14 protein-coding genes are annotated in these 13,311 nt (G+C 44.2%); 4 read left to right on the plus strand and 10 right to left on the minus strand.

What is annotated here, in order from left to right; genetic code table 11:
- Window positions 1-126: 126 nt before the first annotated feature.
- Both F7Y48_RS11075 and F7Y48_RS11080 read right to left on the minus strand, forming a co-directional pair.
- Window positions 127-750 carry a class I SAM-dependent methyltransferase gene (locus F7Y48_RS11075; protein WP_316684142.1) on the minus strand — a complete coding sequence of 208 codons (624 nt, stop codon included), beginning with the start codon at window positions 748-750 and terminating at the stop codon, window positions 127-129.
- Between the two features lie 5 nt (window positions 751-755).
- Entirely contained in the window at window positions 756-1,211 is a 456-nt protein-coding gene (locus F7Y48_RS11080; protein ID WP_031780652.1) for an Lrp/AsnC family transcriptional regulator, read from the minus strand.
- A 148-nt stretch (window positions 1,212-1,359) separates the two neighbouring features.
- Between F7Y48_RS11080 and F7Y48_RS11085 the strand changes: the two genes are divergently transcribed.
- A complete protein-coding gene (locus F7Y48_RS11085; protein ID WP_005397718.1) occupies window positions 1,360-2,286 on the plus strand; it encodes a DMT family transporter in 927 nt (308 codons plus the stop codon).
- A gap of 94 nt (window positions 2,287-2,380) precedes the next feature.
- Entirely contained in the window at window positions 2,381-3,043 is a 663-nt protein-coding gene (locus F7Y48_RS11090; RefSeq protein WP_031780653.1) for a flagellar brake protein, read from the plus strand.
- A 2-nt stretch (window positions 3,044-3,045) separates the two neighbouring features.
- Here the strand turns inward: F7Y48_RS11090 and F7Y48_RS11095 are convergent, their stop codons facing one another.
- The 8 genes from F7Y48_RS11095 to F7Y48_RS11130 all read right to left on the minus strand — a co-directional run bounded on the left by F7Y48_RS11095 (window position 3,046) and on the right by F7Y48_RS11130 (window position 11,275).
- On the minus strand, window positions 3,046-4,083 hold the full coding sequence (locus F7Y48_RS11095; RefSeq protein ID WP_006741160.1) for a DUF2955 domain-containing protein: 1,038 nt from the start codon (window positions 4,081-4,083) through the stop codon (window positions 3,046-3,048).
- Between the two features lie 12 nt (window positions 4,084-4,095).
- Entirely contained in the window at window positions 4,096-5,154 is a 1,059-nt protein-coding gene (locus tag F7Y48_RS11100) for an HlyD family secretion protein (protein WP_262689005.1), read from the minus strand.
- A 35-nt stretch (window positions 5,155-5,189) separates the two neighbouring features.
- Window positions 5,190-5,645 carry a MarR family transcriptional regulator gene (locus F7Y48_RS11105; protein WP_005397727.1) on the minus strand — a complete coding sequence of 152 codons (456 nt, stop codon included), beginning with the start codon at window positions 5,643-5,645 and terminating at the stop codon, window positions 5,190-5,192.
- Between the two features lie 299 nt (window positions 5,646-5,944).
- Window positions 5,945-8,521, minus strand: coding sequence for a quorum-sensing autoinducer 2 sensor kinase/phosphatase LuxQ (gene luxQ, locus F7Y48_RS11110; RefSeq protein WP_005397731.1), 2,577 nt, complete (start codon window positions 8,519-8,521; stop codon window positions 5,945-5,947).
- Window positions 8,521-9,618 carry an autoinducer 2-binding periplasmic protein LuxP gene (locus tag F7Y48_RS11115; RefSeq protein WP_074190484.1) on the minus strand — a complete coding sequence of 366 codons (1,098 nt, stop codon included), beginning with the start codon at window positions 9,616-9,618 and terminating at the stop codon, window positions 8,521-8,523. The genes luxQ and F7Y48_RS11115 overlap by 1 nt, the downstream gene beginning before the upstream one ends.
- Window positions 9,619-9,938: 320 nt before the next feature.
- On the minus strand, window positions 9,939-10,259 hold the full coding sequence (locus F7Y48_RS11120; protein ID WP_012842363.1) for a GIY-YIG nuclease family protein: 321 nt from the start codon (window positions 10,257-10,259) through the stop codon (window positions 9,939-9,941).
- On the minus strand, window positions 10,256-10,906 hold the full coding sequence (locus tag F7Y48_RS11125; RefSeq protein WP_047008119.1) for a YceH family protein: 651 nt from the start codon (window positions 10,904-10,906) through the stop codon (window positions 10,256-10,258). Before F7Y48_RS11125 ends, F7Y48_RS11120 begins: the two co-directional genes overlap by 4 nt.
- 165 nt (window positions 10,907-11,071) lie before the next feature.
- Window positions 11,072-11,275, minus strand: a complete 204-nt coding sequence (locus tag F7Y48_RS11130; protein WP_031780656.1) for a hypothetical protein — start codon at window positions 11,273-11,275, stop codon at window positions 11,072-11,074.
- Window positions 11,276-11,516: 241 nt separating this feature from the next.
- On the opposite strand from F7Y48_RS11130, the gene F7Y48_RS11135 reads away from it, so the two are divergent.
- Window positions 11,517-11,831 carry a DUF496 family protein gene (locus tag F7Y48_RS11135; protein ID WP_005373603.1) on the plus strand — a complete coding sequence of 105 codons (315 nt, stop codon included), beginning with the start codon at window positions 11,517-11,519 and terminating at the stop codon, window positions 11,829-11,831.
- A gap of 121 nt (window positions 11,832-11,952) precedes the next feature.
- Window positions 11,953-13,290, plus strand: a complete 1,338-nt coding sequence (locus F7Y48_RS11140) for an MATE family efflux transporter (RefSeq protein ID WP_046875878.1) — start codon at window positions 11,953-11,955, stop codon at window positions 13,288-13,290.
- The last annotated feature ends 21 nt before the right edge of the window (window positions 13,291-13,311 follow it).

The raw sequence follows: 13,311 nt of genomic DNA on the forward strand, positions 1-13,311 counted from the left end.
ACAATTTGGAGTGATGGGAGGGAATACCATTCAGCTGCGTTCTCATTCAAGGTTGATAGATACACAGGTATCTGTGAAATCTCACAATACAAGCACCAATAAGGCTTAAGAATTTATAAGGCGGAGTCAGGAAACTGATTCCGCTTTTTTGATCATCGCAATCGTAAAGTCGTGATCGGAATAACCCTCAATCAATTGTGCGTCTGGACATAGCCATCGGCAATAGCGTAACACCCCAACTTTATTATGCGATGCGAGCATTCTCATGCTCGGCAGCTTTTCTTCATCCAATAAGTTAAACACGCACCCTTTCTCTGCGGCCCGGTACATTTTCTCGATCATCTCAATGGTATGACTTGGATTCGCGGATTGATAATTCAATGATCCAGAAGCAAAGACATAATCACTACGGGGCAATACCAACGTTGAAAAGTCACCGCATACGAACTCACTTTGAGTACGAAAGTCCCGCTTTCTGGCCTCAGAGATAAACTGTTTTTGCTGATCAATGCCAATATAACTTTGGGGGCGCAGATTGTTGAACTCAATAAACGCTAATAAGTCTCCGTAGCCGCACCCAATATCTAAAAGACTTGAACCGTCTAACGTTAACCCACGGCACAAAGCTTCAAATCGACTGATTTGGCTGTACTTATCTCTCCATCCCAGCGTTCGCGCTCTGTCTGTAACGAACTGTCGGTATCGCTTTCGGTGATAGTGAGCAATCTTAAGTCTATCGAGAAATTTCATCTTTCTTATGCATAAATCGGCAAGCTTCCATTTCCTTTCACTTGTCTAATCGCCAAGTGCGTATGGATATCTTTTACGTTTTCTAATCGTTGTAGCTTTCTAGTGAATGTTTCATAACCAGCGAGATCTTTGCTGACCACTTCTAACAAATAATCATAAGCCCCTGATACAACATGGCACGAGATCACTTCGTCCATTTCAACAACAGCATGTTCAAATTCATCAATCGAAGAAGCTTGGTGGTTGTTCAAACTGACTTCAACAAATACGGTCATCGCAATACCCACCGTGTCTCTGGACACAATGGCTCGATAACCGCTAATTACGCCCTCCTGCTCTAAACGCTTAATGCGTCTTGCACAAGGTGATGCCGATAATCCTACTTTGTCAGCGAGCTCTGCCGTAGTCAGGGTTGCATCCTTCTGCATCAAGTTGATCAGTTGCCTGTCAATTTTGTCCATTTGTCCTTCCATGCCAATAATCACTAACAATTAACACTTATACGCGCTTTATCACCAACATCAAGCTTAATTGCGTCAAACTTTGCCTCCCTTTGGCACGAGTTTTATTCAACAATTAACACATCATTTACAAATGGACATGCCGACAATGATATTGGGATACGCAGCTATATTAACGACCTTACTGCTTTGGTCTGGTTTCTTTATTTCTTTAAAAGGGGGCGCAATTTCTAGTTTGCAGCCAGCCGATATCGCGTTAGTTCGCTTTCTAATCCCAAGTTTAATTTTATTACCATTTGTGATTAAGCATAAGCAGGCGCTTCGCGTCGTGCCTAAACGCTACCTAACTGGTGTTGTGGTAGGGAGTGGCCTGCCCTACCTGCTGGTCGTCGGCACAGCTATGCACTTCGCTCCCGTGGCGCACGGCAGTGCATTAGTACCTGGTACTTTGCCATTATTTGTTTCTGCTATCGCGGTGTTGTGCTATCAACAGTCGCTGAGTGCTCACCGCTTAATCGGGCTTTCTACGGTGCTGTTAGGGATTTTCGTATTTCTTCTTTCTAATAGCGGTGCAGAGTACAACTGGTCTCAATTACAAGGCCACATCTTGTTTCTAACCGGTAGCATTATGTGGGCTGTTTTCACCATCAGTGCTCGTGTTGCTAACCTTAATGCGCATGTCTGTGCTGGATTCGTTGCAATCGCGTCTTTGGCACTGCTCATCATTGCGGTTGGCTTCGGATGGGTAGATAGTTACCTAGCGATAACGCCGATCAGTCAGTGGCCGTGGGAAGAATTATTTGGCCACGCGATGTTGCAAGGTGTCGGCGCAGGCTTAATCGCCTCTTTTACCTTTATCTATGCAATCCGAATTATTGGCGCCGAAGCCAGTGCTGCTTTTGGGTCATTAACTCCAGTCGTCGCGACACTTCTTGCCGTTCCAATCTTTGGTGAACAACCAGATTCACTTACTTGGTTAGCGCTGATGCTGGTAACCTGCGGCAGTATTGTGGCAAGCCAAATCTTTATGAAAGATGGAATGAGCCAAACTTATCGCCCACCACTTCACAGATAGCGATAATTTTACAAAAACTTTTGTCCTACTATCTTGAATAACAAAATGGCGTTTTGATAGCCTCGATTTAACCAATAATTAAAACGCCAATGTAATGCCTGCCACTCATACTAAAGATGAACTGCATAGATTCCTCAAACCGGGAATGAAACTTTCGACTAATTTCGAGTTTGGGCCTAAGGACCAGTATACGTATTCCACCACCTATCTTGGGATGAAAGAGAACGCGTATTTGATTCTTGATATACCGATGCGTTTGCTTGAAGAGCAAGTGATGAGAAAACTCCCAAACGCCGATGTCATCGTGCGTGGTGTATCAGATACGGAGTTAGGCCATGTCATTGCATTTAAATCCAGTGTTCTAACAACTGCGGTTCGTCCTTCGCCCCTTTTATTTATTCGAATTCCAGGAACATTTGCAACCAAACCAGTCCGGGAACACGAACGATATAAGCTGCAAATGGATTGTAAGATTGTTCATGCGGGGAATGTTTACGACGGCAGCCTTATCGACTTCTCACTGGCAGGTATTGGTATCTCAACCTTTATAGAGCCTGAATTCACCGTTGGTGAAAGTGTCACTATCGACTCTTCTCTAAGCCACTATATCGGAGAAGAAAATCGATGTGTCATTGCCAACATTAAGAAGTTGGTGAAAGGCTGGGTAATAGGAATTAAGTTTGAAAGCCCAATAGCGATGAGTCACGAGCTAAAAACAGAGTTGCTGGAGCAGTCCTTTCTAACCAGTAACGTCTGAACTTACTGCTGGCTAAAGCGCGTCGCCTCAAAGCTGTTGAGCACTCTGTGCACCGCATAGGTCACGAGCAGAGTGACAACAATAGCAAACAAAATACTACTCACGCGATACAGCGCGCTGAACATTAAATCGCCATCCGGAGTAAGGTATTGGCCAAATAAAATACCTAATGTAGTTAATCCGCCAAACCCAGCTCCTGACCCACTAGACTCTTTTACATGCATATAGCTGAACATCATCGCGCCAATCCACAGCAATGGGACAATAAACAGCAAGGTATCCGACCAATCGTATAGTACGAGCTGCCCAGCAATACCAAAGGTTACCCCCATCAAGGTCCCCATTGCTCTTTTGCGCGCATACCCTAAAGCACCGTTCCAATGCATAGGAAACAATAAAAGCAAGGTTGTCGCCTGAGCGGACATAGAATCACTGAGGTCAAATAGCTGGAATACAAGGAAAGACATTGTAGCGATGCTCGCCCCCATAAGGGCTTCATGACGCATGCGGTGATTCTGTTTAGGCTGAGATGGTTTGGCCGATGGCTGACGAGGCTCTGCATCAGGGATCAAAAATGTCACGACGTAGGCCACGATCACTGAAATAACATTCGCTTGTAGGTTGCTGAATATCAGATCATTTAAGTCGGTTGTTGGATAACTCGCAAAATGCAGCATGATGCTCAAGCTCAGCACGCTATTTGCCCCAAACAAGAATAAGCTCCCTTTTGACATACAGGCGAACTTATACAAAAACAACCCGAAGGCGATGATCGTCATCATGCCAGGATGTCCACCAAATAGCCCACCAAGAATACCGACCTCCAATCCGCATACGACCGCTGAAAAAATCAGCTGTCGTGCAGCATGCAGGCTCATGACTGGTACCATTCCAAGTAACAACATCGGTGTTACGGTAAAAAATACGCCATAATTCCAGCCAAAGACCTTACATAAGGTGAAGCCAATGGTCGCGCCAGTTGCAATGCGCAAACACTGACGGAAGTCGTTTTCCGACATGGGATGATCCCATAACTTCATATCGCCTCCTCGTTAATAAATATAATGAAGAAGACTCAAGAATTGGATCTGGCACCTCGCTAACCAACCAGATAATGCGTTTTCTGGCAACAACTGCACGGTTGCTCGTGCCCCTGCTGGAAATGCGCGCTGCTGAGGTTCATCGATAGCTAAATGTAAACGTAAGCGCTGCGCGTCTCTCACCCAACGGTTTGAGTCAGTTGGTGTTGCTAAGCGACCATCCGCATCGAACTGACCCGAGCTGACCCCGGCATCCACACTCGTAATACGAGCTTCAAATACATCACCAGGCAAGCTATCAAAGGCCACTAACGCCCGGCTGTTCTGATTAAAGTGTCGTAAACTCTTTTCACGAAAGTCGGCAATGATATCCACGTCATCGGAGACTAAAGCGACAAGAGGTGTACCAGCTGCCGCATAGGCCCCCGTCTCCAGCTGCAAGTTAGCGACAACGCCATCATGTTCCGCCGAGACTTGAGTGTAAGACAGATTAAGTTCCGCTTGTTTTAGCTGGTTTTGCGCCACGCGGATATTCACATTCGTTGTGCCTAAATCACCGCGGTTTACTTCCAACTCTTTTAAACGAGCACGTGCGGCCAGTAAGTTCGCTTTAGCTGCCGTTGCACTGCTCTGTGCGTCATCGCGCTGCTGTTGCGAAGTACCATTACGGTGAAACAGGGTATTAAGACGTTTTGCTTCGCGAACTTTTTGTTCCGCCACGATTTTGCTCGCTTCAACGTCCGCTTTTGCCGCAGCAATAGAAGCATCAAGTTGTTCGTTGTTTTGAATCACACGCTCAAGGTTAAGTTGAGCCTTTTCTACGGCGAGCTGATAAGGCTGGGGATCAATCTGAAATAGTAGATCGCCTTGGCTTATTTCTTGGTTGTTGGCAACATAAAGATGCGTAATCTGTCCACTCACACGGGGAGCTACTTTAGTTACCACTCGCGTTGCCATTGCCTGGGGCGTCAGTGGCATGGCGAGATCTGCGACTAGAAAATAGGCAAAGACAAGGACAAACGCGACGCAAGAATACTTGATCCAACGTGCGAATTTTTGATCTGGAGTCATAGGCGTTTACTTCTCTTTTAATTCGGGTTTCTGACTTATTCGCTAAGTGAATCAAGTGCATTGTGAGCAATCTGATCTAGGATCAATGAAAGCTTTTGAAGCTCTTGGTCATTGATTTCTGTCAGTAGCTTGCTCCGTACTTGAAGAATTCGAGTCTCCATTTGCTTCAGTAGAGTTTTACCTTCTTCTGTAAGGCTAACAATGCGTGCTCGCTTGTCATGCTCACTGCAATGGCGAGTGATCAGAGATTGCTCTTCTAATAGCTTTAATGTGCGCATCAGCGATGCTAACTCAATCTCAAGCGCTTCAGCCAAATGCTTCTGACTAACGTTGTCGCCCATTCGATAAAGTTTCCATAACGCAGTCCAACGCGGATACGTCAGGTTTAAAGGCTCCAACTCGCGATCTGCAACCATTTTCCACAAACGGGCAACACGAGATAACTTTTCAGCCAGAGAAAGGTCGCGCAAACTGTTGATGTCTTGAATCATAAGATCTACTCAATTACTTAGCTTGCTAAGTAATATAGAATAGTTAGCACGCTAAGTAAATAAGTTTTTGTGATTTAAATCACATAGAATATGCCATTGGGGAACAAGTTTGCGTAACGCAACGTCGTACTTGGGTTGTAATAGTGATATACGACACTAAAGGTGATATCAGCAATCCTGGCTTATCAACAAGTGAAGCATTGAGATACAAAAAAAGCACAACCCTAAGTTATGGCGTTGTGCTTTTCGGTTTAGTGAGCGATTGAATTATCAATTAAGGCTCATAGCGAATGAGTTCATCACGTTCGTTCAATTAAGAATCGCTGCTTGAAGTCAACAAAGGCTTCATGGAGCGCATTTTCTTTAATCGGTTTGAGCAATACGTAATTCGCGCCCGCCTCCATAAACGCATCACTGGTTTCTTTCGCCGTATCGGCAGTACAAGCATAAATTGGCGTGCCTAACTTCAGCTTCTGTCGGATCTCTTTGGTTGTTTCAATTCCTCCAAGATGCGGCAGTTGGTTGTCCATCAAAATCAAATCGTAAGTATGATCTTTTAAGAACTCCATCGCTTCCAATCCATCTTTTGCCCAATCAACCTGCATTTTGTACTTGTTACAAAATGCTTTGAGAATGAAAGCATTAGTATGGTTATCTTCTACCAACAGTACTTTTAGACTCTCTGCGAATAACTCACCAGGTTTAACTCTCAAGCTTGAATCAAGAGGGGTGAGCACTCGCTCACGATCTTTCACTGGCATTGTAATAACAAAGGTCGTGCCTAAACCTTTTTGACTACGTACTTGAACGTCACCTTCCAGCATATCGACGAGGCTTTTCACAATGGTCAGTCCCAAACCACTGCCACCGTATTCTCGAGTGGTCGTTGCTTCCTCTTGAACGAAAGGTTCGAACATTTGGTCGAGCTTATCGGGCTCTATGCCGATGCCCGTATCCGTAATTTCCACTACCAACACACTATTTTCGGCGCCGTAGAACTGCTCCAGTTCCGCATGCAAGCGTACGCTGCCCGAGGGGGTAAACTTAACTGAGTTACTGACTAAGTTGAATAAAATTTGGTTCAGACGAACTTGGTCAGTAAAGATTTCAACATTGGGATCAATCTTGTTTTCAATGACGAGGTTAACGCCTTTATTTTCGCAAATTGGACGATAAATGTTTTCTAACGTTCGAATCGTGTCAGTGAAAGAAAACGGGTGCTTTTGAATATTAAACTTACCCTGCTCAATCTTCGAAAAATCCAAAATGTCATTCAAAACAGCAAGTAAGTGCTCACCACTATGTCGAAGTACGTCAATTTGGTTATTCTGTTCTTCGGTTTCGACCGAGTCTTTTAATAATTGAGCAACTCCTAGAATGCCATTGATTGGCGTTCGGATTTCATGGCTCATTTTAGCCAGAAAATCGGCACGTGCTTGGGCGGATTTTTCTGCCTCTTTACGTGCCAAGTTACTTTGTTTTTCCGCTTCAATAAGCGTCGTAATATCCTGACCTTGAACAATGATACCGCTGATATCACCGTCAACTCGAATCGGCGATAAGTTCCAGCGATATACCTTGTCTCCAATTGGTACATTGACGCCAGTTAACGTGGCTCCTTGAGCTGCCATTCGCAGGTGCGGCATCAACTTTTCTTTGAAGCCTTTAAACACTGGGTGCATGGTTTCAATGTCGTTTTCCATGACCAATTCTTTGCGGGCTGCCGGATTAATTTGGATGAGTACGCCAGACTCTGACCACACCATAATCGGCGATAACGCAAAGTTAAACAGATCGCGGAATGAACGCTTTTGCGCTTCCAGCTCTTCAAAGGTGTTTTCTAGTGTCGAACCAATATGATCGAACTCCTCGATATCCGATCCGCCAAACCGTTCGAACCCTTTTTCTTCACGAGCCGAACGAGTATATGCCATCAACGAGCCAAGCTCTTCGACGACTCGATTCTCAATCCACTCTTTGGTCATCAACGCAATCATCACCATCCCGATAACCGAAGCCAGCATCGCTAAAAGGTGCTGGATTTGCAGTGTCACAACACTCTGATTGTCTTGCACGGTTAGCAAACACAAATCCGTCGTGGCAGCATTGACTTCGATAGGGGTTTTAATGATCAACAACTGGTCAAGCTTTTGCTGAGACTCTCGCCGCTTCAGAACATCAAATATCTTGTACGCTTCATCTCCGACTAGGGAGCTGGCTAGTGGCGTATCGTTGGCCACCAAAACAACATTATCAACGTTCCCTTCGTTTTTTAGTCTTTCCATCAACCCGAAGTTGTTATCTAGAACAACAACATTGTAAGAATACCCCATCACTTCACCGGTTTTAGGTTGTAAAACCGGTACACGACGCAGTAACAGATGGCGAGTTCCCATTGGGGTATGTGAAGGGAGGTAATACCAATTGTTGCTAAAAGTCACTTGGCTCGCGAGATCATTGAGAATCAAGTTATTGATGCCATAGAAATGCGCATTCCCATCGTCCCAAATAATGCCTTGATGATCGGTGAGAAAGCGAAATTCTGGCGTATGGGAAGGATCACTCTGGTCAATACTCATGAAAAAGTAATTGAGAGCTTCTTCATCCCGTTCTGTATAAAAATCTAAAACAACATCACTCTTCGAGTTACTGTTGTGATGAATCTGAATCGCAGCAAAATGGCTATCAAAAATATTAAGAATCAGCGCTGACGTCTGTTGCTTAGTTCTGTCGACTTCCTGCCAAATAATTTGCTTCGAGAAGTAATAACTCTGAACGAAGATACCTAAAATGATCGGAGCAAGTACGAGAATGATTATTTTCGTAATAAGCGTCGACAATGAGCGACGCTTTCTTGTTTTTGATGTAGTTGTCATCAATTGTCTGAGTATCTAAATGCGCGTTTTCTTAATGCTTCAATTCTTTCTGGAGAATCAGATTTCGTGACGACTTCAAAATCACCAGAATAAACGGTTGGAACGGGTTTCCCTTCAAGATCCCACTTAATCGCTTCTGCCATTGCAATGCCAGTATCATCGTTCATACGCATAACAGTAACGTCTAACTCCCCTTTCGAAAGCGCTTCTAATTCTGCAGAGCCGCCACCCCAGCCGTTGATCATGACATCATCACGCCCTAATTCTTTCAGCGCATCAACAGCACCTAGCGCCACATCTGTAGAACACGCATAAATAAAATCGACGTCAGGGTATTTTTCCAAACTCGCTTTTGCTGCTTCGTACCCAGACTGCTTTGTCGCTTTAGTATAGTAAGCAGATTGTAGTTCAAAGTTGTTATCACGGTTGACTTGATTGATAAAGGTATTGCCTCTGATATCGCTGATATACCCTTCTGAAAAGTAGAGCACACTATAATGGCTCTGTTTTGGAAAACGCTTACCAAACTCCACTGCAAGCTCACGGCTGCCTTCAGCATGATCAAAACCAACATAAAGGAACGGTTGGTGATCCTCCCAATCTCTTACCGGTGTAGTGATATTTTGTAAGATCAACTTGGTTTTCTTTGAGTCTAAGACGTGTTCAACAAACTTACGATGCCTAGTGGTATCGAGAGTGAAAATAAGATAATCGGAGTTGCTCTTCAGCGCTTCCATTAAAGACAAACTTTGTTGCTTAATATCTGCGTTGGGACGGGTAAATACTTGATTAAGTTGATAGTCGATATCGAGTTTATCTAAACGCTGTTCAAATGCGTCTATATTTCGAATCCAATAATCCGAAATCTGTTGGCCTGGATAAACCACAGAAATTTTTAACGGACGTTTTTTGTCTCTTTCAACCGGAACAGGAGTCTCTCGCACGGCGTCAGCCAACGCATTCGTTAACTGCTTCTGTTCTGGAAACTGGTCTAAAAATTCTTGATATGCCCAATACCCATTGAGGACTTGAGTGGCTTGCGCTATCGGCGCGACAGTGGCCATTGACATCAGGGAGAATACTAACGCTTTTTTCATCTACTGCTCTTTTAGCTTTTTATGAGCCTAATTCAGCTCTATTCGTTACCTAGCCGAGTCATCCTTTACTCTTGTAATCTACCTTCCTCTGAGTGCCTGTTTCAATAATAAATTGGTTCTTAGTCTGAGTTGGAACGAATAAACGTTTATTGTGTACCTAATTGTAAGGTCACAAAATATCATTTCTCCTTTTCATACTCTGAGTGTTTAAACAGAACACCAACCCATTATGCGTCAGTTTGTTCTTACATGGTACTCCAAAACTAAAAAGAAACCGCCTCTGTGGACGGTTTCTTTGTTATTCGGCATGTCGCGAACGCTTATTTCGATAAAGCCATTTCTAACATCATCTGCTGATTTTCATCAACGACAATACTTGCTTTTGACGTAACAAGTAGCTCTTTCTTAGCTTTTGTTAGTTGCTTAATATAATACTCAGCCCGCATGGCAAGTGTCTTTGAATCAAAATCCGAAGACCACTCCAATACCAAGGGACCTTTTCCTTTTAAAGCTTTCGCTCCTTTGCCCGTTTGGTGCTGATTGAATCTTCGCTCAACATTGTTTGTGACACCGCAATACAGCGCATTGCGGTTATTTCGTATCAAATAGACACTCCAACGCTGCGCTGTATTTTCAATCATGAAAGTAGTGACTCGACCTTAGCTTTTAGTTCATCGAGCTCTTCTTTAAGCTGAGCAACTTCGAGCTCTAACTGGCTGACTCGATCAGAATTAGAGCCAGCCGCTGACACTGGCACTGCTAGCTCAGAGACGTCAACGTCGCCACAGAACAAATGCATATAGCGTGACTCTCGCTTTCCGGCTTCACGCGGTAACTTGACCACTAATGGCCCTTTATCTTCGCTTGCTAAGTGCTCCAGAACCGTTTCAACTTCTTTTACATCATGAAATGTCGCGAGACGATTGGTACGAGTGCGAATTTCCCCAGGCGTTTGAGCACCACGCAAAAGCATACAGCACACGATTCCCTTCTCTTGTTCTGTCAGTTTTAAATCACCAAACTCCGTATTACAGAAACGGTGCTGATACTTGCTAACACGGCTGTTAAACGCACTTTCGTCACTGACGAGCCTACGCTCAATTAGAGCATCAACGGCATCGAGAACGTCTGACTCAGAGAGCGACATTACGGGATCACGGTTGCTTTTTTGATTACACGCGTTGGTTAAAGCGTTTAGGCTGAGGGGGTAAAGATCTGGGGTGGTGACTTCTTTTTCGATCAAGCAACCAATGACTCGTGCTTCAATTGCCGTTAGCTCAACTTTCATAATGCATTTCCTTATTATTTTTGCATTTGACTTGGTACCTAAATCGCTTCGAAATCATGCATCATACATTGGCAAAGAGATGCAAGAAGCGTTAACGATTCAGGTGTCGGTGTCAGGCTAAAGCATAGCGCAAGACCTGGCACCCTTTGCGAATCGGGTCAGGTATCAATGCTCCGAGAGAATTGGCACTTTCGTCAAATTGCCATCTTGATCAACCATCATTATTTTTGAACGATTCAGCTCAACTTCGATGATTTCGAGTTGCTCGCGAGCGTTGATATACGCTGTTTTTAACTTTTCAGCCACAGAGCGAGTGGCTTGCTCATTATCTTGACTACTTACTTGCTCCGCAGTGTTCCCAGAGTCCATATCAAGTTCATCATTTTGCATTCAATGGTGTTGATAATATAGTGAAGGCCACGTTATGACAATGCATCGATGGATTCTACGATGTTGCCCAAAACTCGATTAAAGAAGCGTGATTATGTAGACACATCGCAATTGGTTGAGAAATGTTCAACTCTGCATTGTGATTGATCTAAAGACTGTTATGCCACTGGATGTTGTGCTTTAATCGAGGGAGATATTCATAAAATTAGGAAAGAGAACTATGAGTAGCGTATTTGAAATCGTTAACCAAGCTCGTCGTAAAAACAAACTAAAACGTGAGCTGCTTGATAACGAAAAGAAAGTTCGTGATAACCGCAAACGTGTTGACCTTCTAGAAAACCTTCTAGATTACATCAAACCAGAAATGACTCACGATGAAATCGTCGCAATCATCAAAAATATGAAAGCAGACTACGAAGATCGTGTTGATGACCACATCATCAAAAGTGCAGAAATCTCTAAAGCACGTCGTGACATCAGCCGTCGTATTCGCGAACTGACTGAAGAAGACAAGCAAACTAGCGGCAAAAAATAAACGCTTAAGCTAGATTTTCCAACCCCGAGTAAGGCTACCTTACTCGGGGTTTATTTTTGTCTCTAAACTAAGCGCCGTGTACAATCAATCCAACTCTTATTCCTAACGCATTCAGCTTTCTATGTCCTCAACTACGACAAGTACACAACCAACACTTGCAAAACAATTATTTACGATGACTTGGCCAATGCTATTTGGCGTTCTATCTTTAATGAGCTTTCAGCTTGTAGATAGTGCATTTATCGGTCAGCTCGGCGTTTTACCTTTGGCCGCTCAAGGTTTTACTCTTCCGTTGCAAATGGTCATTATCGGCATTCAAGTCGGTTTAGGTATCGCCACGACCGCTGTCATTTCTAAAGCGCTTGGTGCGAATGAAAGTCGTTATGCCAAACAGCTCGGTGGCTTAGTTTTGATGATTGGCTCAATCGGTGTAGCCGTTTTTGGAGGGCTAATTTGGCTTTTGCGCTACCCCATTTTATCTCTATTAAGTGCTCCAGAATCTGTGATGCCGATTATCGACAGCTACTGGCCTTGGTGGCTGCTAAGTTCATGGACTGGAGCGGTTTTATATTTTTACTACAGTATTTGCCGAGCTAACGGCAACACCATGTTGCCTGGCACAATGATGATGGTGACCAGCGGTGTGAACCTTGTGCTCGATCCACTATTTATTTTCACGTTTGACTTGGGTATTAACGGAGCCGCAATAGCAACCATCGTTGCTTTTGGGTTTGGTATTTTAGTCGTCGCGCCTCGCGTAAAGAAGAATCACTGGGCAACAACGCAGTGGCAAGACCTCAACGTAGCTAAAAGTGTTGCGTCTATCGGTAACATCATGGGACCTGCGATGATCAGCCAACTGCTGCCTCCGTTGTCGTCCATGTTAGCAACAAAGTTATTGGCAAGCTTCGGGACCGCCGCAGTCGCCGCTTGGGCGCTCGGTTCACGCTACGAATTCTTTGCTATCGTTTCGGTGTTAGCGCTGACAATGTCTATGCCCCCAATGGTCGGGCGCTTACTTGGCGCAAAGAACTACCAAGATATCCAATCGCTAGTCAGTATTGCCGTAAAATTCATTCTGGGCTTTCAACTTTTGATCGCAGCCATTACGTTTGCCGTCGCAAACCCACTTGCACTACTGATGACCAGTGATGTTCAAGTAGAGCAAGTATTAGAAATGCATTTGCTGATTGTTCCTGTCAGCTTAGGTTCACTAGGTGTATGTATGTTGATGGTTTCTCTTTGCAATGCATTAGGTAAGTCTTACACCGCGCTCACCATTTCAGCGCTACGCTTGTTTGTCTTTTTCCTTCCTTGCTTATGGGTTGGCGCTCAAATGGGGGGAATCCGAGGTCTACTTTTAGGCGCTTGTATCGGCAACATTCTGGCGGGCATTTCCGCTTACCTAACCTATCGACAAACCATACGTAAACTCGCTAGCGCTCAAGCAAACGCATGACAATGCATGGTTAAAATAAAG

Origin of the sequence: Vibrio sp. 2-1-2a (genome assembly GCF_032648565.1) — a bacterium.
Lineage (GTDB): Bacteria > Pseudomonadota > Gammaproteobacteria > Enterobacterales > Vibrionaceae > Vibrio > Vibrio diabolicus.

Bases quoted from the DNA above. Each gene is read 5' to 3' on its own strand.
- F7Y48_RS11075 (WP_316684142.1), bottom strand. From the start codon at position 750: ATGAAATTTCTCGATAGACTTAAGATTGCTCACTATCACCGAAAGCGA.
- F7Y48_RS11080 (WP_031780652.1), bottom strand. From the start codon at position 1,211: ATGGACAAAATTGACAGGCAACTGATCAACTTGATGCAGAAGGATGCA.
- F7Y48_RS11085 (WP_005397718.1), top strand. From the start codon at position 1,360: ATGATATTGGGATACGCAGCTATATTAACGACCTTACTGCTTTGGTCT.
- F7Y48_RS11090 (WP_031780653.1), top strand. From the start codon at position 2,381: ATGCCTGCCACTCATACTAAAGATGAACTGCATAGATTCCTCAAACCG.
- F7Y48_RS11095 (WP_006741160.1), bottom strand. From the start codon at position 4,083: ATGAAGTTATGGGATCATCCCATGTCGGAAAACGACTTCCGTCAGTGT.
- F7Y48_RS11100 (WP_262689005.1), bottom strand. From the start codon at position 5,154: ATGACTCCAGATCAAAAATTCGCACGTTGGATCAAGTATTCTTGCGTC.
- F7Y48_RS11105 (WP_005397727.1), bottom strand. From the start codon at position 5,645: ATGATTCAAGACATCAACAGTTTGCGCGACCTTTCTCTGGCTGAAAAG.
- luxQ (WP_005397731.1), bottom strand. From the start codon at position 8,521: ATGACAACTACATCAAAAACAAGAAAGCGTCGCTCATTGTCGACGCTT.
- F7Y48_RS11115 (WP_074190484.1), bottom strand. From the start codon at position 9,618: ATGAAAAAAGCGTTAGTATTCTCCCTGATGTCAATGGCCACTGTCGCG.
- F7Y48_RS11120 (WP_012842363.1), bottom strand. From the start codon at position 10,259: ATGATTGAAAATACAGCGCAGCGTTGGAGTGTCTATTTGATACGAAAT.
- F7Y48_RS11125 (WP_047008119.1), bottom strand. From the start codon at position 10,906: ATGAAAGTTGAGCTAACGGCAATTGAAGCACGAGTCATTGGTTGCTTG.
- F7Y48_RS11130 (WP_031780656.1), bottom strand. From the start codon at position 11,275: ATGGACTCTGGGAACACTGCGGAGCAAGTAAGTAGTCAAGATAATGAG.
- F7Y48_RS11135 (WP_005373603.1), top strand. From the start codon at position 11,517: ATGAGTAGCGTATTTGAAATCGTTAACCAAGCTCGTCGTAAAAACAAA.
- F7Y48_RS11140 (WP_046875878.1), top strand. From the start codon at position 11,953: ATGTCCTCAACTACGACAAGTACACAACCAACACTTGCAAAACAATTA.